The following is a 17,486-nucleotide window of genomic DNA, read 5'->3' as shown; positions in this document are numbered from 1 at the left end:
CCGCAATTGACGAGTGCCCCGCCCGTGCAGGGCGGGCGCAGGCTCAGCGCTGGATTTCGCGATCGCGGTCCAGTTCGTAAGGAAGCGTCAGCAGCTCCAGGCGCGGACCTTCGGCGCTGCCCAGGTGCAGGTTGTTGTCGGCAACCGCGTCGGCGGTCAGCACGGCCAGCAGTTCGCAGCCCTGTTCACTGCGGGCCGCCAGTACCACTTCACCAACGGAGGAGTTGTGGGTGGGCGAGAACACTTCGGTACCGGGCTGCGGCAGGTCTCCCTCGGCCAGGGCCAGGCGGTATTGGCGACGCTTGAGCTTGCCCAGGTACTGCATGCGCGCGACGATTTCCTGGCCGGTGTAGCAGCCTTTCTTGAAGCTCACGCCACCCACGGCCTGCAGGTTGATCATCTGCGGAATGAACAGCTCGCGGGTTTGCAGCATGACCTGGCCGATACCGGCGCGGATCTGTCCGAGCAGCCAGTCGTTGAGCCCGGCCTCGGCCAACTGCGCCGCCAGTTGCGCTTGCACCGCCGGGGCCTGCTCGGCAGGTACCCACAACTCGATGCGCCCAGCCGATACGGCAATGGCGACCAAGCCGTTTTGACGGGTGACCGCGTCAGTCTGCACCGGCACTTCCAGGCCCAGGGCCGGCAGCGCGGCTGCACCGTCGTGCAGGCCGAAACGCACCCAGGCAGCGCTGTCGTCGGTCAGCTTGGCCTTGGAGAACACTGCGTACTTTTTAAGGTCGGCCAGTTGCGGTTCGAGCAGTTCGCGGGTCATCGCCAGCAAGTAGCCATCGCCCTCGGAGAGGATGCGAAAGCTCGACTGCATGCGGCCCTTGACCATGCAGCGGGCGCCGAGGCTGGCGGTATGCTCGTTGAGGTAACTGATGTTGCAGGTCAGCTGGCCTTGCAGGAACTTGCCGGCGTCCGAGCCGCGGACGGCGAGAACGCCTTCGTGGGAAAGGGTGCAGAAAAAAGCGGAATCGGCCATGGTTTATCGCAAGGTGATAGGACTGGGGCCCATGATAGAGCGCTGTCGGCAAAATAGGTAGTTGAGTACAGGCCTCTGTCATTATTTGCTCAGATGTCCGGACCAACGTCGCGTGTCCCTCGGGCGCTGGCTCTGTATACTGGCGGCCTATTTTTGGAGGGCTTCATGGTCGAACAAATTGAACTCAACAAGCTCTTTTGGCACAGCCGCCGTGGCATGCTCGAGCTGGACGTGTTGCTGGTTCCTTTCAGCCAGGACGTTTTTCCAACCCTGAGCCCGGAAGACCGGGAACTGTACTGGCGCTTGCTCGGCTGCGAAGACCAGGACATGTTCGGCTGGTTCATGGAGCGCAGCGAGTCCGAAGACCCGGAGCTGCAACGCATGGTTCGCATCATCCTGGACCGTGTCCAGCCCAAGTGAGCGTTTCGAATGTCGCTGGCAGGGCTCAAGGGCACTGTTGGCGGCATACCTGGCCAGCCTGCTGCTGGCCTTGCTGGCCCTGAGCCTGCTGCAGGTGCCCCTGTGGTTGCGCCTGGCGGCCATTGCCTTGTGCCTGCTGCATGGCGCCTGGGTCATTCCCCGGTGCATCCTGCTGACCCACCCCAACGCCATTACCGCCCTGCGCCGCGATGCCCACGGCTGGCAGTTGTTCAGCCGCGCCCAGGGCTGGCAGGCGGTGCAGCTCAAGCCCGACAGCCTGGCCTTGCCCGGATGCGTGGTATTGCGCTTTCGCCGGGCCGGGCGGCGTTTCAACGAGGGCCAGTGCATCGCCTTCGACGCGCTGGAGCCGGTGCAGCACCGGCGCCTGCGTTTGCGCCTGAAATTTAGTCGGCGTAGGTGGGCGGCTGCAGGATAGTGTCGCGGGCCTCTGTGAGCATGCCCGGGTAATCCAGGGTGTAGTGCAGGCCGCGGCTTTCCTTGCGTTGCATGGCCGAGCGGATCATCAGTTCGGCGACCTGGGCAAGGTTCCTCAACTCAATCAGGTCGCGGCTGACTTTGTAGTTGCTGTAAAACTCGTCGATCTCATCGAGCAGCAGACGCACCCGGTGTTCGGCGCGCTGCAGGCGCTTGTTGGTGCGCACGATACCGACGTAGTCCCACATGAAGCGCCGCAGTTCGTCCCAGTTGTGCGCGATGATCACGTCTTCGTCCGAATCGGTCACCTGGCTGGCATCCCAGCACGGCAGCGCCCGGGGCATTGCGGTCTGGTCCAGGCGAGCGACGATGTCGTTGGCCGCTGAACGCCCGTAGACGAAACATTCGAGCAGCGAGTTGCTGGCCATGCGGTTGGCGCCGTGCAGGCCGGTAAAACTGGTTTCGCCGATGGCGTACAGGCCCGGCACGTCGGTCAGGCCTTGTTCATCGACCATCACCCCGCCGCAGGTGTAATGGGCGGCCGGTACTACCGGGATCGGCTGGCGGGTGATATCGATGCCAAAGCCCAGGCAGCGCTCGTAAACGGTGGGGAAGTGGCTTTTGACGAATTCGGCCGGCTTGTGGCTGATGTCCAGGTAGACGCAGTCCACCCCCAGGCGCTTCATTTCATGGTCGATGGCGCGGGCGACGATGTCGCGCGGGGCCAGTTCTTCGCGCGGGTCGAAGCGCGGCATGAAACGCTCGCCATTGGGCAGCTTGAGCAGGCCGCCTTCGCCGCGCAGGGCTTCGGTGATCAAAAAGCTCTTGGCCTGCGGGTGGTACAGGCAAGTCGGGTGGAACTGGTTGAACTCAAGGTTGGCCACCCGGCAACCGGCGCGCCAGGCCATGGCAATGCCGTCGCCACAGGCGCCGTCGGGGTTGCTGGTGTAGAGGTAGACCTTGGCTGCGCCGCCGGTGGCGAGCACGGTAAAGCGCGCGCCGAAGGTGTCGACTTCGCCGCTGGTGCGGTCCAGCACATACGCCCCCAGGCAGCGATCGCCGTCCAGGCCCAGGCGCCGTTCGGTAATCAGGTCGACCGCTACTCGCTGTTCCAGCAGCTCGATGTTCGGCCGCAGCCGCGCTTGCGCCAGCAGGGTGGTGAAGATCGCCGCGCCGGTGGCATCAGCGGCGTGGATGATGCGCCGATGGCTGTGGCCGCCTTCGCGGGTCAGGTGGAACTCGAAGCCGCTTTCTTCATCGCCGGCGTGTTCGTCGCGGGTAAAGGGCACGCCCTGGTCAATCAGCCACTGGATCGCTTCGCGGCTATGCTCAACGGTGAAGCGCACGGCGTCTTCGTGACACAGGCCGCCACCGGCATTGAGGGTGTCTTCGACGTGGGACTGCACCGTGTCGGTGTCGTCCAGCACCGCGGCCACGCCGCCCTGGGCCCAGAAGGTCGAGCCATTGGCGAGGTCGCCCTTGCTGAGCACGGCGACGCGCAGGTGACCGGGGAGGGTCAGGGCCAGGCTGAGGCCGGCGGCGCCGCTGCCGATCACGAGAACATCATGTTGGAATTGTTGGCTCATGTCAGGACACTAGTATCTGAAGGGGGGGATCGGCACAATAGTCAGGCGCTTATGGCATTGTGAAACTATCGTGAATCTGGACCGGCTGCCTTTATAGCAGCCCCAAGGCCCTGATTTCCAATGGCGCTTGTGCAGTCCAGGGAGCCTTTTGTGGGAACTTTCCGTGATGTACGGATATCCATAGAAGGATGCCCGCACGCCACAATGCCGCGGCGACGCATGGCAGGCGCCCCTTGAAGGCACTGTTTGCGTATTCGAGACCCGATTATCGACGCAGCCGGCCGTGACCGCGCTGCGTTTTTCGTGCGAGCCGACCAAGGGCCGCAGGAAACTTGCTTGGAGGGGAGAACTTTTGCGCAAAGCCCGAGTCTATGGTTGCAAGCCTGAACGATGGCAGGTGCAACGCTCCTTCGAGTTCACTGAGGAGTGTTCATGCTAACCCAGGAAGAGGATCAGCAGCTTGTCGAGCGCGTGCAGCGTGGCGACAGGCGAGCGTTCGATCTGTTGGTGCTGAAGTATCAGCACAAGATTCTCGGGTTGATCGTGCGTTTTGTCCACGACACCCATGAAGCCCAGGATGTGGCGCAGGAAGCTTTCATCAAGGCTTACCGGGCGCTTGGTAATTTTCGCGGGGACAGCGCCTTTTATACCTGGCTGTACCGCATTGCCATCAACACGGCAAAAAACTATCTGGTGTCCCGCGGTCGGCGGCCACCAGACAGCGATGTAAGTTCCGAGGATGCGGAATTTTACGACGGCGATCATGGCCTCAAGGATCTGGAGTCCCCCGAGCGCGCGTTGTTGCGAGATGAGATCGAAGGCACCGTCCATCGGACCATCCAGCAACTGCCAGAAGATTTGCGTACGGCGTTAACTTTACGTGAATTCGATGGTCTGAGTTACGAGGACATTGCGAGCGTCATGCAGTGTCCGGTGGGTACCGTGCGCTCTCGAATCTTCCGCGCTCGGGAGGCCATAGACAAAGCCCTGCAGCCGTTGTTGCAGGAAACCTGAGACAGCGGCGACAGCCAAGAGAGGAACCGCCATGAGTCGTGAAGCTTTGCAGGAATCGCTGTCCGCGGTGATGGATAACGAAGCGGACGAACTGGAATTACGACGGGTGTTGAATGCCGTCGATGATCCCGAAACCCGTGCCACCTGGTCGCGTTACCAGGTAGCCCGTGCAGCCATGCACAAAGAGCTGGTACTGCCACAGCTGGATATCGCCTCGGCCGTATCCGCAGCCCTGGCCGATGAAGCCGCTCCGGCCAAGGTCTCCCGTGGACCCTGGCGCAGCCTGGGCCGCCTGGCCGTTGCCGCTTCGGTGACTGTCGCGGTACTGGCCGGTGTACGCCTGTACAACCAGGACGAAATCAGCGGTGCCCAGCTGGCTGCCCAACAACCGGCGCAGCAAGGCCTGAGCTTGCCACAAGCACAGGGCCCGGCCGTATTGGCAGGCTATAGTGAAAGTGCAGAACAGCCAGGCCCGATGGCCAATGGCGTGCTGCAGGGGCAAACCGGCTGGCACGACCAGCGTCTGCCTGGCTACCTGCGTCAGCATGCTCAGGAAGCAGCCCTCAAGGGTACCGAGAGCGCTCTGCCGTATGCACGTGCAGCCAGCCTGGAAAATCGCTAAGTAAGGAGGATCATGCGCGCGCTACCTCTCATACCGCTGCTGCTGGGTGGCTGGTTGACGCTACCGGCCCTTGCCGCCAACTCCTCTGCGCAGGCAGGTGACTGGCTCAAGCGTCTGGCCCAGGCCGAGCAACAGCAGAGTTATCAGGGTACTTTCGTTTACGAGCGTAACGGTAGCTTCTCCACCCACGACATCTGGCATCGCGTCCAGAGCGGCAAAGTCAGCGAGCGGCTGTTGCAGCTCGATGGCTCGGCCCAGGAAGTCGTGCGTGTCGACGGGCAGACCCAGTGCGTAAGCGGGGCCCTGGTACCGGGAGTGGCCAACACGCCGGAGTCTGCGGCGCGAGTGCTTGATCCTCTGAAACTGATGAGCTGGTACGACCTCGGGGTCGCCGGCAAATCGCGGGTGGCCGACCGTGAAGCGGTAATCGTCACCCTTACCCCGCGTGATCAACACCGCTATGCCTTCGAGCTGCACCTGGATAAAGACACCGGGCTGCCGCTCAAGTCGTTGATGCTCGACGACGGTGGGCGATTGCTCGAGCGTTTCCAGTTCACTCGCCTGAATACCGCCGTCGCACCAAGCGATGAACAGCTCAAGGCCAGTGGCATCTGCAAGCCGGTTGCCCAACTGACCGCGCAGGCTGCACAACCTGTCACCGGCTGGCGATCGGACTGGTTGCCACCTGGATTCGAGCTGATCACCAGCTCCGTGCGCAAGGACCCGCAAAGCAAGAATGCCGTCAGCAGCCTGATGTACGACGACGGCCTGGCGCGCTTTTCGGTGTTCGTCGAAGCCCTCGACAAAGGCTCGGCCGCCGATATCCGCACGCAGCTGGGCCCGACGGTCGCCGTCTCGCGGCGCCTGACCACGCCCCAGGGCGAAATGATGGTGACTGTGGTGGGCGAGATCCCTATCGGCACCGCCGAACGCATTGCGCTGTCCATGCGCGCCCAGGATGCCCAGGCTAAAAAATGAGGCGCAGGCAATGAGGCTGACAGGTCGAGGATTGCTTGGCTGACATGATTGGCAAGCTTTGCAGTTTGCAAAAACTCCAGAATTTTTCTATAGGTCAGTCCTTTCGGGGGCTGGCCTTTCCTGCTTCTGCAGGTCCCTACTGCTAACCACGCTCGTTGTGACGGGAGCCGTATGTCAATACCACGCTTGAAAACCTACCTATCGATGGTCGCCGCCGTGTTCATGCTCGGTCAGGTGCTCACCGCCCAGGCCGAAGCCCTGCCGGACTTCACCACCCTGGTCGAGCAGGCCTCGCCTGCGGTGGTGAACATCAGTACCAAGCAGAAACTGCCGGACCGCAAGTACGCCGCCGGGCAGATGCCTGATCTTGAAGGCCTGCCGCCGATGTTCCGCGAATTCTTCGAGCGCAACATGCCGCAGACGCCGCGTTCGCCGCGCGGTGACCGCCAGCGTGAAGCGCAATCGCTGGGTTCGGGCTTCATCATCTCCAGCGACGGTTACGTGCTGACCAACAACCATGTGGTCGCCGACGCCGATGAGATCATCGTCCGCCTGTCGGACCGCAGCGAGCTGCAGGCCAAGCTGGTCGGCACCGACCCGCGCACCGACGTGGCCCTGCTCAAGGTCGAAGGCAAGGACCTGCCGACCGTCAAGCTGGGTGACTCCGAGAAGCTCAAGGTCGGTGAGTGGGTGCTGGCCATCGGTTCGCCGTTCGGCTTCGACCATTCGGTGACCAAAGGTATCGTCAGTGCCAAGGGCCGCACCCTGCCCAACGACACCTACGTGCCATTCATCCAGACCGACGTGGCGATCAACCCGGGTAACTCCGGTGGCCCGCTGTTCAACATGAACGGCGAAGTGGTGGGTATCAACTCGCAGATCTTCACCCGTTCCGGTGGCTTCATGGGCCTGTCGTTCGCCATCCCGATCGATGTCGCGCTGGATGTTTCCAATCAGCTGAAGAAAGACGGCAAGGTCAGCCGCGGCTGGCTGGGCGTGGTGATTCAGGAGGTCAACAAGGACCTGGCTGAGTCCTTCGGTCTCGACAAGCCGGCCGGTGCCCTGGTCGCCCAGGTGCTGGAAGATGGCCCGGCCGCCAAGGGTGGCCTGCAGGTCGGTGACGTGATCCTGAGCATGAACGGTCAGCCGATCGTCATGTCTGCCGACCTGCCGCACCTGGTCGGTGGCCTCAAGGATGGCGCCAAGGCCAAGCTCGACATCATCCGCAATGGCAAACGCCAGTCGCTGGACATCACCATCGGCGCACTGCCGGATGAAGATGCCGACATCACCACCAACGCCAATGGCGGCGTCGAGCGCAGCAGCAACCGCCTGGGTGTGTCGGTGGCCGACCTGACCGCCGAGCAGAAGAAGTCCCTCGAGCTCAAGGGCGGCGTGGTCATCAAGGAAGTCCAGGACGGTCCGGCAGCGCTGATCGGCCTGCGTCCGGGCGACGTCATCAGTCATCTGAACAACCAGGCGATCCTTTCGGCCAAGCAGTTCACCGAAATCGCCAAAGAGCTGCCGAAGAACCGTTCGGTGTCGATGCGCGTCCTGCGTCAGGGCCGCGCCAGCTTCATCACCTTCAAACTGGCTGAATAAGCCGGCTTGAGCAGAAAAGGGCAGCCTCGGCTGCCCTTTTTTCTGGGCGCCGCGCAGGTTTCCCGGGGCATGCACCGATTTCCCACAATCGCGGTACCCACAGTTCACGTGACGCCAACGTCAAGCTTCAGGTACAATTCCCGGCTATTTTTCGGTGGGCGTCCGGCCCGCAGCCTTTTTGAGTGTTGACCCGTGAGTGATTTGAGTCATATCCGCAATTTCTCCATCATCGCCCACATTGACCATGGCAAGTCGACCCTGGCCGACCGCTTCATTCAGATGTGCGGTGGCCTGACTGCGCGTGAAATGGAGGCCCAGGTACTCGATTCCATGGACCTGGAGCGTGAACGCGGTATCACCATCAAAGCCCACAGCGTCACCCTGCACTACAAGGCGCAAGACGGCAAAACCTATCAGCTGAACTTCATCGACACCCCCGGCCACGTTGACTTCACCTACGAAGTCAGCCGCTCGCTGGCGGCCTGTGAAGGTGCCTTGCTGGTGGTCGACGCCGGCCAGGGTGTAGAAGCCCAGTCGGTCGCCAACTGCTACACCGCCATCGAGCAGGGCCTTGAGGTCATGCCGGTACTGAACAAGATGGACCTGCCCCAGGCCGACCCGGACAAGGTCAAGGACGAGATCGAGAAGATCATCGGTATCGACGCCACCGACGCCGTGGCCTGCAGTGCCAAGAGCGGCATGGGCGTCGACGAGGTGCTCGAGCGCCTGGTGCACACCATCCCGGCGCCTACCGGTGACATCGAGGCGCCGCTGCAGGCGCTGATCATCGACTCCTGGTTCGACAACTACCTGGGCGTTGTCTCCCTGGTGCGTGTCCGTCACGGCCGGGTGAAGAAGGGCGACAAGATCCTGGTCAAGTCCACCGGCAAGGTCCACCTGGTCGACAGCGTCGGTGTGTTCACCCCCAAGCACACCCAGACCGCTGATCTCAAGGCCGGCGAAGTAGGCTTCATCATCGCCAGCATCAAGGACATTCACGGCGCGCCGGTGGGTGACACCCTGACCCTGAGCACGACCCCCGAGGTCGAGGTGCTGCCAGGCTTCAAACGTATTCAACCGCAGGTGTATGCCGGTCTGTTCCCGGTCAGTTCCGATGATTTCGAAGATTTTCGTGATGCATTGCAGAAACTGACCCTGAACGACTCGTCGCTGCAGTACCTGCCGGAAAGCTCCGACGCCCTGGGCTTCGGCTTCCGTTGCGGCTTCCTCGGCATGCTGCACATGGAGATCATCCAGGAGCGCCTGGAGCGCGAGTACGACCTGGACCTGATCACCACCGCGCCGAGCGTAATCTTCGAGGTCAAGCTCAAGACCGGCGAAACCATCTACGTCGACAACCCGTCGAAGCTGCCGGACGTGTCCTCGGTCGAAGACTTCCGTGAGCCGATCGTATCGGCCACCATCCTGGTGCCGCAGGAGCACCTGGGCAACGTCATTACCCTGTGCATCGAGAAGCGTGGCGTACAGCGCGACATGCAGTTCCTCGGCTCGCAGGTGCAAGTACGCTACGACCTGCCGATGAACGAAGTGGTACTGGACTTCTTCGACCGCCTGAAGTCCACCAGCCGCGGCTACGCCTCGCTGGACTATCATTTCGACCGCTACCAGTCGGCTAACCTGGTCAAGCTCGATGTACTGATCAACGGTGACAAGGTCGACGCCCTGGCGCTGATCGTGCACCGCGACAATGCGCACTACAAGGGCCGCGCATTGACCGAGAAGATGAAGGAACTGATTCCTCGGCAGATGTTCGATGTGGCAATCCAGGCCGCCATTGGCGGGCAGATTGTTGCGCGTACGACTGTCAAGGCGCTCAGAAAGAACGTACTGGCCAAATGCTACGGTGGTGACGTTAGCCGTAAGCGCAAGCTGTTGGAGAAGCAGAAGGCCGGTAAGAAACGCATGAAACAGGTCGGTAACGTGGAAATCCCACAAGAAGCCTTCCTCGCCGTGCTCAGGTTGGATAGTTAGGTCCTATGTCGCTAAATTTCCCGCTGTTGCTTGTCATCGCCGTCGCCGTCTGCGGTCTGTTGGCCCTGGTCGACCTGCTGTTCCTGGCCCCGCGCCGGCGTTCGGCGATCGCCAACTATCAGGGCAGCGTCAGCCAGCCAGAAATGGCAGTGGTCGAGCGCCTGAACAAGGAACCGTTGCTGGTCGAGTACGGTAAATCGTTCTTCCCGGTGCTGTTCATCGTCCTGGTGCTGCGCTCGTTCCTGATCGAGCCGTTCCAGATCCCTTCGGGGTCGATGAAGCCGACCCTGGAAGTGGGCGACTTCATCCTGGTGAACAAGTTCTCTTACGGGATCCGCCTGCCGGTGATCGACAAGAAGGTCATCGAGGTGGGTGATCCGCAGCGTGGCGATGTCATGGTGTTCCGCTACCCGAGCGACCCGAACGTCAACTACATCAAGCGTGTGGTTGGCCTGCCGGGCGATCAGATTCGCTACACCAGCGACAAGAAGCTGTTCGTCAACGGTCAGGCGATCGCCGAGCAGCTGGTCGGCACCGAGCCGGGTACCCTGGGCAGCGCCGAGCTGTACAAGGAAAAGCTCGGTGAAGCCGAGCACCTGATCCGCAAGGAAATGAGCCGCTACCGCATGCCGCCTGACCAGCAATGGACAGTCCCGGCCGGCCATTACTTCATGATGGGCGACAACCGCGACAACTCCAACGACAGCCGTTACTGGGATGATCCCAACATTCCCAAGGAACTGCACGGCATGGTCCCGGACCAGAACATCGTCGGCAAGGCCTTTGCGGTCTGGATGAGCTGGCCAGAGCCTAAACTGAGCCACTTCCCGAACCTGTCGCGGGTCGGCCTGATCAAGTAACACTACAACGGCGCTGTCCTGGGACAGCGCCGAATGCGTTTCTGGCATAGGCTGTGTTCAGGGAAGCCTGGATGCAACCGATCACCCCGGCCAGCGAGCATGAGCCAAACAGTCTTTCAGGATGTTGATTTGAACAATGCGTTAAATCCGACGGTAGCCCCGATGGCGGCGTACCGAGTTGCAAAGTGTGAGCCCCGCGCCCAGGCGTGCGGGCTGAATTTCGGCCACGAACTGCGCGTGGGTACACTGTGAGCGTTTCCTTGAGCCGCCTCGAGCGCCAGCTCGGCTACACCTTCAAGAACCAGGAGCTGATGCTGCTGGCCCTGACGCACCGCAGTTTTGCCGGGCGCAACAACGAACGCCTCGAGTTCCTCGGCGATGCGATCCTCAACTTCGTCGCCGGTGAAGCGCTGTTCGAGCGCTTCCCCCAGGCCCGCGAAGGCCAGCTGTCGCGCCTGCGTGCGCGGCTGGTCAAGGGCGAGACCCTGGCGGTACTGGCCCGGGGCTTTGACCTGGGCGAATACCTGCGCCTGGGTTCGGGCGAGCTGAAAAGCGGCGGTTTTCGCCGCGAGTCGATCCTGGCCGATGCCCTGGAGGCGCTGATTGGCGCCATCTACCTGGATTCGGACATGCAGACCGCTCGCGAGCGGGTACTGGCATGGCTGGCGGGTGAATTCGAAAGCCTGACCCTGGTCGATACCAACAAGGACCCGAAAACCCGTCTGCAGGAATTCCTGCAGTCGCGGGCCTGCGAACTGCCGCGCTACGAAGTGGTGGATATTCAAGGTGAACCCCATTGCCGGACGTTTTTCGTCGAATGCGAAGTGACCCTTTTGACTGAAAAAAGCCGAGGGCAAGGCGTCAGCCGGCGTATCGCCGAGCAAGTCGCGGCCGCCGCAGCACTGATCGCCCTGGGCGTGGAGAATGGCAATGACTGATACCAACACTACCCGCTGCGGCTATGTCGCCATTGTCGGCCGCCCGAACGTCGGCAAGTCGACCCTGCTCAACCACATCCTCGGGCAAAAGCTCGCAATCACCTCGCGCAAGCCGCAGACCACCCGCCACAACATGCTCGGGATCAAGACCGAAGGTGATGTGCAGGCGATCTACGTCGATACCCCGGGCATGCACAAGAGCAACGAAAAGGCGCTCAACCGTTACATGAACAAGACCGCTTCGGCCGCCCTCAAGGACGTCGACGTGGTGATCTTCGTGGTTGACCGCACCAAGTGGACCGACGAAGACCAATTGGTGCTCGAGCGCGTGCAGTACGTGCAGGGCCCGGTGATCCTGGCGATCAACAAGACCGACCGGATCGAAGAGAAAGCCGACCTGATCCCGCACCTGCAATGGCTGCAGGAGCAACTGCCGAACGCCGAAATCGTGCCGATCTCGGCCCAGCAGGGGCACAACCTCGAAGCACTGGAAGGGCTGATCGCCAAACACCTGCCGGAAAACGAGCACTTCTTCCCGGAAGACCAGATCACCGACCGCAGCAGCCGCTTCCTGGCCGCGGAACTGGTGCGCGAGAAGATCATGCGCCAACTCGGCGCCGAGCTGCCGTACCAGATCACCGTCGAGATCGAAGAGTTCAAGCAGCAGGGCAAGATCCTGCACATCCATGCGCTGATCCTGGTCGAGCGTGACGGCCAGAAGAAGATCATCATTGGCGACAAGGGCGAGCGGATCAAACGCATCGGCTCCGAGGCGCGCAAGGACATGGAAGTGCTGTTCGACGCCAAGGTCATGCTCAACCTCTGGGTCAAGGTCAAGGGTGGCTGGTCCGACGACGAGCGTGCCCTGCGCTCGCTGGGCTACGGCGACCTCTGATCGCTCCAGGCCCGGTAGCGTCCGCCGCCGGGTCGAACCTTTTCTGAAGCGCCGCTCATGGAACTGCCAGTTGGCCAACCGGCCTACGTGCTGCACAGCCGGGCCTACCGTGAAACCAGCGCGCTGGTGGATTTCCTCACCCCGCAAGGACGCCTGCGCGCGGTCATGCGCCGTGCCCGTGGCAAAGGCGGCAGCCAGGTGCGGCCGTTCGTCCCGCTTGAAGTCGAGTTTCGCGGCCGCGGCGAGCTGAAGAACGTCGGGCGTCTGGATAGCGTCGGTGTCGCTGCCTGGCTGCACGGCGATGCGCTGTTCAGCGGGCTGTACCTCAACGAGCTGCTGATTCGCCTGCTGCCGGCTGAAGACCCGCATCCGGTGGTATTCGAGCACTATGCGGCGACCTTGCAGGCGCTGGCCGCCGGTCGCCCGCTGGAGCCGCTGCTGAGGGCGTTCGAGTGGCGCCTGCTGGACGAACTGGGTTATGCCTTCGCTCTCGATCACGACGTCAACGGCGATCCCCTTGCGGTCGATGGCCTGTACCGCTTGCAGGTCGATGCCGGGCTCGAGCGCGTCTACCTGTTGCAGCCGGGGCTGTTCAACGGTGCCGAGCTATTGGCCATGGCTGAAGCCGCCTGGGAAATCCCCGGTGCTCTGGGCGCCGCCAAGCGCCTGATGCGCCAGGCCCTGGCCGTACACCTGGGCGGTCGGCCGCTGGTCAGTCGCGAACTGTTTCGCAAGCGCTGAACAACGTCGTATGCTGTGGGGCTCAATCTTCAGGAGAGCCTCTTCGTGACTCAAAGCAACCGCATGCTGCTCGGCGTGAACATCGACCACGTGGCGACCCTGCGCCAGGCGCGTGGTACCCGCTACCCGGACCCGGTCAAAGCCGCGCTGGACGCCGAAGAAGCCGGTGCCGATGGCATTACCGTGCACTTGCGCGAAGACCGCCGGCACATCCAGGAGCGTGACGTGCTGCTGCTCAAGGATGTGTTGCAGACGCGCATGAACTTCGAAATGGGCGTCACCGAAGAAATGATGGTGTTTGCCGAGCGCATTCGCCCGGCGCACATCTGCCTGGTTCCGGAAACCCGTCAGGAGCTGACCACCGAAGGCGGCCTGGACGTCGCCGGCCAGGAAGCACGGATCAAGGCTGCGGTTGAGCGCCTGTCGCGTCTGGGCGCGGAAGTGTCCTTGTTCATCGATGCTGACGAGCGCCAGATCGAAGCCTCGCGCCGTGTCGGTGCGCCGGCCATCGAGCTGCACACCGGCCGTTATGCCGATGCGCAAACCCCGAGCGAAGTGGCTGAAGAGCTCAAGCGCGTGGCCGACGGCGTAGCCTTTGGGCTCGGCCAGGGCCTGATCGTCAATGCCGGTCACGGCCTGCATTACCACAACGTTGAAGCGGTGGCGGCGATCAAGGGCATCAACGAACTGAACATCGGCCATGCGCTGGTGGCCCATGCGCTGTTCGTTGGCTTCAAGTCGGCGGTAGCGGAGATGAAGGCGCTGATTCTGGCGGCCAGCCGGCACTGAGATTGTCCGGGGCTGCTTTGCAGCCCATCGCCGGCAAGGCCAGCTCCCACAAAGTAAGCAACCCTGTGGGAGCCGGCCCGATCAGCCAACCTGATCGGCAAACACCAGGCTAAACCGCGTCACCCCCTGCAGCTCGCTCTGCACCTCAACCCGCCCGCCATGCACCTGCATGATCGAGCGCACGATTGCCAGCCCCAGCCCGGTACCGCCTTCCAGGCGCGAGCGCCCCGAGCCCACGCGGTAAAAGCGCTCGAACAGGTGCGGCAAATGCATCGCGGCAATACCGGGACCGCGATTTTCCACTGATACCCACACCGAGCCGTCGCGGCGTTCAATCGCGATGTTGATCGGCTGGCCCTCATCGCCATGGCGAATCGCATTGCTGAGCAGATTCGACAGCGCCCGCTGCACCATCAAGCGATCACCCAGCACCGTGCCCCAGCCCTGTACGCGCAGGGCAATACCTTTTTGCTCGGCGTTGCATTCGAACAGTTCGCAAACCCGCTGCACCTCGTCGGCCAGCACCACCGGCTTGAGCGGCACCTGCGCCTGCGGCTGGCTGACTTGGGCGAGGAACAGCATGTCGTTGATGATGCGATTCAACCGGGTCAGCTCTTCGATGCTGTTTTCCAGCGCTTCACGGTATTGCTCGTTGGAGCGCTCGCGGGTCAGGGTGACCTGGGCCTTGCCCATCAGGTTGCCGATGGGCGTGCGCAGTTCATGGGCAAGGTCGTCGGAAAACTGCGACAACCGCTGCACGCCGTCGTCCAGGCGGTCGAGCATGATGTTGATACCACCGGCCAGATCGCCCAGTTCTTGCGGCAGGCCGGTTTCCGGCAGGCGGTGGCTGAGGGTTTGCGCCGAGACCTGTTCGGCCACCCGGCGAAAACGGCGCAATGGCAGCAGCCCGCGCTGGACCAGCTTCCAGGCGCCCAGGCCGATCAGCACCAGCAGCAGCGGCAAGGCCCACAGAGTCGAGCCCAGGTAGGCCTGGAGCAGGGCATGGTCGTCGGCACGATTGACCGTCAGCAGCACCCGCACCAGGGTGCCGTCCTGCAGGCGCATAAGCCGCGAGGCGGTGAGCAGGTGTTCGCCGTCCTGGTCGCGCCAGGGGCTGAAAGCCAGGTGCGGGCCGCTTTCGATCTGCAGCAAGGTGTTGGCTTCCAGGGCCGGGCCCAGAGTGAGCAGGGCTGAGTGACGGCCGGTCAGGGCAATGACGCTCAGGCTCAGGTTGTCGTGGCCCATGACCACATCCAGCAACGGATGCACCGGCGTGCCCAGGTCGGCGGCCTTGAGGTCAATCGTCAGGCTGTGTTCGATCTGCGCCATCTTGTTGGCCAGGTGCTTGCGTGCACGGCTGTCCAGCTCATGGTCGAGGGCAAATACCGCAAGGCATGCGAGCAGCAGCACCAGCGCCGCGCCCATCAGGCTGACGCTCAGGCCCAGGCGCAGCGACAGGCGCGCAGGTTTCATTCGCGAGCCTCAAGTACGTAGCCGACGCCGCGCAGGGTGTGGATCAGCTTGTTGTCGAAAGGATCGTCGATTTTCGCCCGCAGGCGGCGGATCGACACTTCCACCACGTTGGTGTCGCAATCGAAATTCATATCCCAGACCAGCGAAATGATCTGTGTGCGCGACAGTACCTCGCCGCTCTGGCGCATCAGCAGGTGCAGCAGGGCGAACTCCTTGGCGGTCAGGTCGATGCGCTGGCCGCTGCGGTAGGCGCGGTGGCGGCTGGGGTCCAGCTCCAGGTCGGCGACCTTGAGGGTATTCGGTTGCAGGGCCTGGTCGTTGCGCCGCAACAGGCTGCGGATGCGCGCCAGCAGTTCGGGGAACTCGAAGGGCTTGAGCAGGTAATCGTCGGCGCCCAGGTCCAGGCCCTTGACCCGATCGGCCAGGCGGCCGTGGGCGGTGAGCATCATGATCCGCGTGCTGGACTCGGCGCGCAGGCGCTGCAGCACGGTCCAGCCATCGAGCTCGGGCAGGTTGACGTCGAGAATCACCAGGTCATAGGCCTGCTGGCGCGCCAGGTGCAGGCCGTCGGCGCCAGTGTGGGCGCAATCGACGATGTAGCCGTTTTCGCGCAGGCCCTGTTGCAGGTATTCGGCGGTGCGCAGTTCGTCCTCGACAATCAGTAGACGCATGGGATGACTCGTTGGCAGTGAAAGGCGCTGATTCTCAACCCTGTAGTAACTGTAAGGTCAAGCGCTGGAGTGCATTGAGCGGCGGATACTAAGCCATCCGCGCCTGCGGTTTGCCTGGATTACAGATTTGTAATACTTGAGTCATCCTGGCGATAAACCCCGATTACTAGAGTGCGGGCTCCGATCACGGCGCAGGAGTCCGCCATGTTTTGCACCCTGGAGCGGCCAGGCACAGGCCCTGGCCGACTATTGCTGGCCCTGTTGTTACTGGCCTTGCCGTCGCTGGCCCTGGCGCAGGAGCCCGTATTAACGCTGGAATCGGCGCTGCAGACGGCCCGTGACAACAACCCCGAGCTGGCTGCGGCGCGTTGGGGCATCGACATTGCCGAAGGCGAGCGGCGCCAGGCCGGTGTACTGCCCAACCCGCAACTGAGCTGGGAAGTGGAAGACACCCGCAAGGGCTCGCAGACCACCACCGTTGGCGTCAGCCAGCTGTTCGAGCTGGGCGGCAAACGGGGGGCGCGCCTGGACGTTGCCGGCCGCGATGCCGAGCTGGCGGCGCTGGAACTGGAGCGCCAGCGCAACGTGCTGCGGGCCGAGGTTATTGCTGCCTTCCAGGCCGCTGCCCAAGCCCAGGAAGGCTTGCAACTGGCCGAGCAGTCGCTGCGCCTGAGCGAGCGTGCGCTGCAAGTGGTGCAAGGCCGGGTCAGGGCCGGCAGCGCCTCGCCGGTCGAGGCTACCCGCGCCCAGGTGCAACTGTCAGAAGTGCGCCTGGAGCAGGGCCGCGCCGAGCAGGCGCTGACCGTTGCCTACCAGCAACTGGCCGCCGCCACCGGCGCCGCCAGGGTGCAGTTCAGCCGCGTTGACGGCGGCCTGCAGGCGAACAACGACATCCCCAGCCGCACACTGCTGCTCGATCGCCTGGAGCAGACGGCCGACTTGCGCCTTGCCCGCCTGCAGATCGACCAGCGCGAAGCCGCCCTGGGCCTGGCCCGCAGCCAGCGTATTCCCGACCTGACGGTCAGTGTCGGCAGCCAGTACAGCGAAACCGACCGCGAGCGCATCAATGTGGTCGGCTTGTCGGTGCCGATTCCTTTGTTCGACCGCAACCAGGGCAATGTGCTGGCCGCTGCCCGGCGCGCCGACCAGGCCCGTGACCAGCGTAATGGCGCCGAACTGCGCCTGCGCAGCGAAGTGGTCCAGGCCCTGGCGCAGTGGAGCACGGCGGCCAGCGAGGTGCAGACCTTCGACCGCTCGATCCTGCCTTCGGCGCAGCAGGCGCTGGATGCCGCCACCCGCGGCTTTGAGCGCGGCAAGTTTGCCTTCCTCGATGTACTCGACGCCCAACGCACCCTGGTGGCTGCGCGCCTGCAATACCTGCAGGCCCAGGCCCAGAGCAGCGAGGCACGGGTGCGCCTGGAACGGATCTTTGGCGACCTGAGCCTCGCCAGTCGCTGATCGCGACCATCACCCGACACTTTGCTG

General features: G+C 63.0%; 17 protein-coding genes. 13 read left to right on the top strand and 4 right to left on the bottom strand.

What is annotated here, in order from left to right; all coding sequences use genetic code 11:
• Positions 1-43: 43 nt before the first annotated feature.
• Positions 44-985 carry a folate-binding protein YgfZ gene (locus tag LOY22_RS21120; protein ID WP_093380050.1) on the bottom strand — a complete coding sequence of 314 codons (942 nt, stop codon included), beginning with the start codon at positions 983-985 and terminating at the stop codon, positions 44-46.
• Between the two features lie 165 nt (positions 986-1,150).
• Here LOY22_RS21120 and LOY22_RS21115 point away from each other — a divergent pair, with 165 nt between their 5' ends.
• Together LOY22_RS21115 and LOY22_RS21110 are read left to right on the top strand one after the other, a co-directional pair.
• A complete protein-coding gene (locus LOY22_RS21115) occupies positions 1,151-1,405 on the top strand; it encodes a succinate dehydrogenase assembly factor 2 (protein ID WP_045185642.1) in 255 nt (84 codons plus the stop codon).
• Entirely contained in the window at positions 1,389-1,841 is a 453-nt protein-coding gene (locus tag LOY22_RS21110) for a protein YgfX (protein ID WP_093380053.1), read from the top strand. The genes LOY22_RS21115 and LOY22_RS21110 overlap by 17 nt, the downstream gene beginning before the upstream one ends.
• Here the strand turns inward: LOY22_RS21110 and nadB are convergent.
• Positions 1,810-3,426, bottom strand: a complete 1,617-nt coding sequence (nadB, locus tag LOY22_RS21105) for an L-aspartate oxidase (RefSeq protein ID WP_045197623.1) — start codon at positions 3,424-3,426, stop codon at positions 1,810-1,812. The two genes, LOY22_RS21110 and nadB, sit on opposite strands and share 32 nt — an antisense overlap.
• Before the next feature lie 432 nt (positions 3,427-3,858).
• Between nadB and rpoE the strand changes: the two genes are divergently transcribed.
• The 10 genes from rpoE to pdxJ all read left to right on the top strand — a co-directional run bounded on the left by rpoE (position 3,859) and on the right by pdxJ (position 13,857).
• Entirely contained in the window at positions 3,859-4,440 is a 582-nt protein-coding gene (gene rpoE / locus LOY22_RS21100; RefSeq protein WP_010220971.1) for an RNA polymerase sigma factor RpoE, read from the top strand.
• Between the two features lie 31 nt (positions 4,441-4,471).
• Positions 4,472-5,062 carry an RseA family anti-sigma factor gene (locus LOY22_RS21095; RefSeq protein WP_038999040.1) on the top strand — a complete coding sequence of 197 codons (591 nt, stop codon included), beginning with the start codon at positions 4,472-4,474 and terminating at the stop codon, positions 5,060-5,062.
• Positions 5,063-5,074: 12 nt separating this feature from the next.
• Entirely contained in the window at positions 5,075-6,040 is a 966-nt protein-coding gene (locus LOY22_RS21090; protein WP_045197627.1) for a MucB/RseB C-terminal domain-containing protein, read from the top strand.
• A 204-nt stretch (positions 6,041-6,244) separates the two neighbouring features.
• The gene (locus tag LOY22_RS21085) at positions 6,245-7,642 is read left to right on the top strand and encodes a DegQ family serine endoprotease (RefSeq protein ID WP_176794323.1); all 1,398 of its coding nucleotides are present in this window, start codon (positions 6,245-6,247) and stop codon (positions 7,640-7,642) included.
• Between the two features lie 192 nt (positions 7,643-7,834).
• Positions 7,835-9,634, top strand: a complete 1,800-nt coding sequence (gene lepA / locus LOY22_RS21080; RefSeq protein ID WP_045197631.1) for a translation elongation factor 4 — start codon at positions 7,835-7,837, stop codon at positions 9,632-9,634.
• Between the two features lie 5 nt (positions 9,635-9,639).
• Positions 9,640-10,494, top strand: coding sequence for a signal peptidase I (gene lepB / locus LOY22_RS21075; protein ID WP_045197633.1), 855 nt, complete (start codon positions 9,640-9,642; stop codon positions 10,492-10,494).
• 248 nt (positions 10,495-10,742) lie between these two features.
• Positions 10,743-11,432, top strand: a complete 690-nt coding sequence (gene rnc / locus LOY22_RS21070) for a ribonuclease III (protein ID WP_010220977.1) — start codon at positions 10,743-10,745, stop codon at positions 11,430-11,432.
• Positions 11,425-12,327: a GTPase Era gene (era, locus tag LOY22_RS21065; protein WP_045197636.1), complete on the top strand. Its 903-nt coding sequence runs from the start codon at positions 11,425-11,427 to the stop codon at positions 12,325-12,327. The genes rnc and era overlap by 8 nt, the downstream gene beginning before the upstream one ends.
• A 57-nt stretch (positions 12,328-12,384) precedes the next feature.
• The gene (gene recO / locus LOY22_RS21060) at positions 12,385-13,068 is read left to right on the top strand and encodes a DNA repair protein RecO (protein ID WP_045197638.1); all 684 of its coding nucleotides are present in this window, start codon (positions 12,385-12,387) and stop codon (positions 13,066-13,068) included.
• Between the two features lie 63 nt (positions 13,069-13,131).
• Complete coding sequence (pdxJ, locus tag LOY22_RS21055; protein ID WP_267954166.1) at positions 13,132-13,857, top strand: pyridoxine 5'-phosphate synthase; 726 nt, start codon at positions 13,132-13,134, stop codon at positions 13,855-13,857.
• A gap of 81 nt (positions 13,858-13,938) precedes the next feature.
• Here pdxJ and LOY22_RS21050 read toward each other — a convergent pair whose 3' ends face one another.
• On the bottom strand, positions 13,939-15,330 hold the full coding sequence (locus LOY22_RS21050; protein ID WP_258594689.1) for a heavy metal sensor histidine kinase: 1,392 nt from the start codon (positions 15,328-15,330) through the stop codon (positions 13,939-13,941).
• Positions 15,327-16,001: a heavy metal response regulator transcription factor gene (locus tag LOY22_RS21045; RefSeq protein ID WP_045197646.1), complete on the bottom strand. Its 675-nt coding sequence runs from the start codon at positions 15,999-16,001 to the stop codon at positions 15,327-15,329. Before LOY22_RS21045 ends, LOY22_RS21050 begins: the two co-directional genes overlap by 4 nt.
• 204 nt (positions 16,002-16,205) lie before the next feature.
• On the opposite strand from LOY22_RS21045, the gene LOY22_RS21040 reads away from it, so the two are divergent.
• Positions 16,206-17,459, top strand: coding sequence for a TolC family protein (locus LOY22_RS21040; RefSeq protein ID WP_258594687.1), 1,254 nt, complete (start codon positions 16,206-16,208; stop codon positions 17,457-17,459).
• Positions 17,460-17,486: the final 27 nt, after the last annotated feature.

Source organism: Pseudomonas sp. B21-035 (assembly GCF_024748945.1).
In the GTDB taxonomy this organism is placed as follows: domain Bacteria; phylum Pseudomonadota; class Gammaproteobacteria; order Pseudomonadales; family Pseudomonadaceae; genus Aquipseudomonas.
This window is presented reverse-complemented; position numbering and strand designations above follow the sequence as displayed.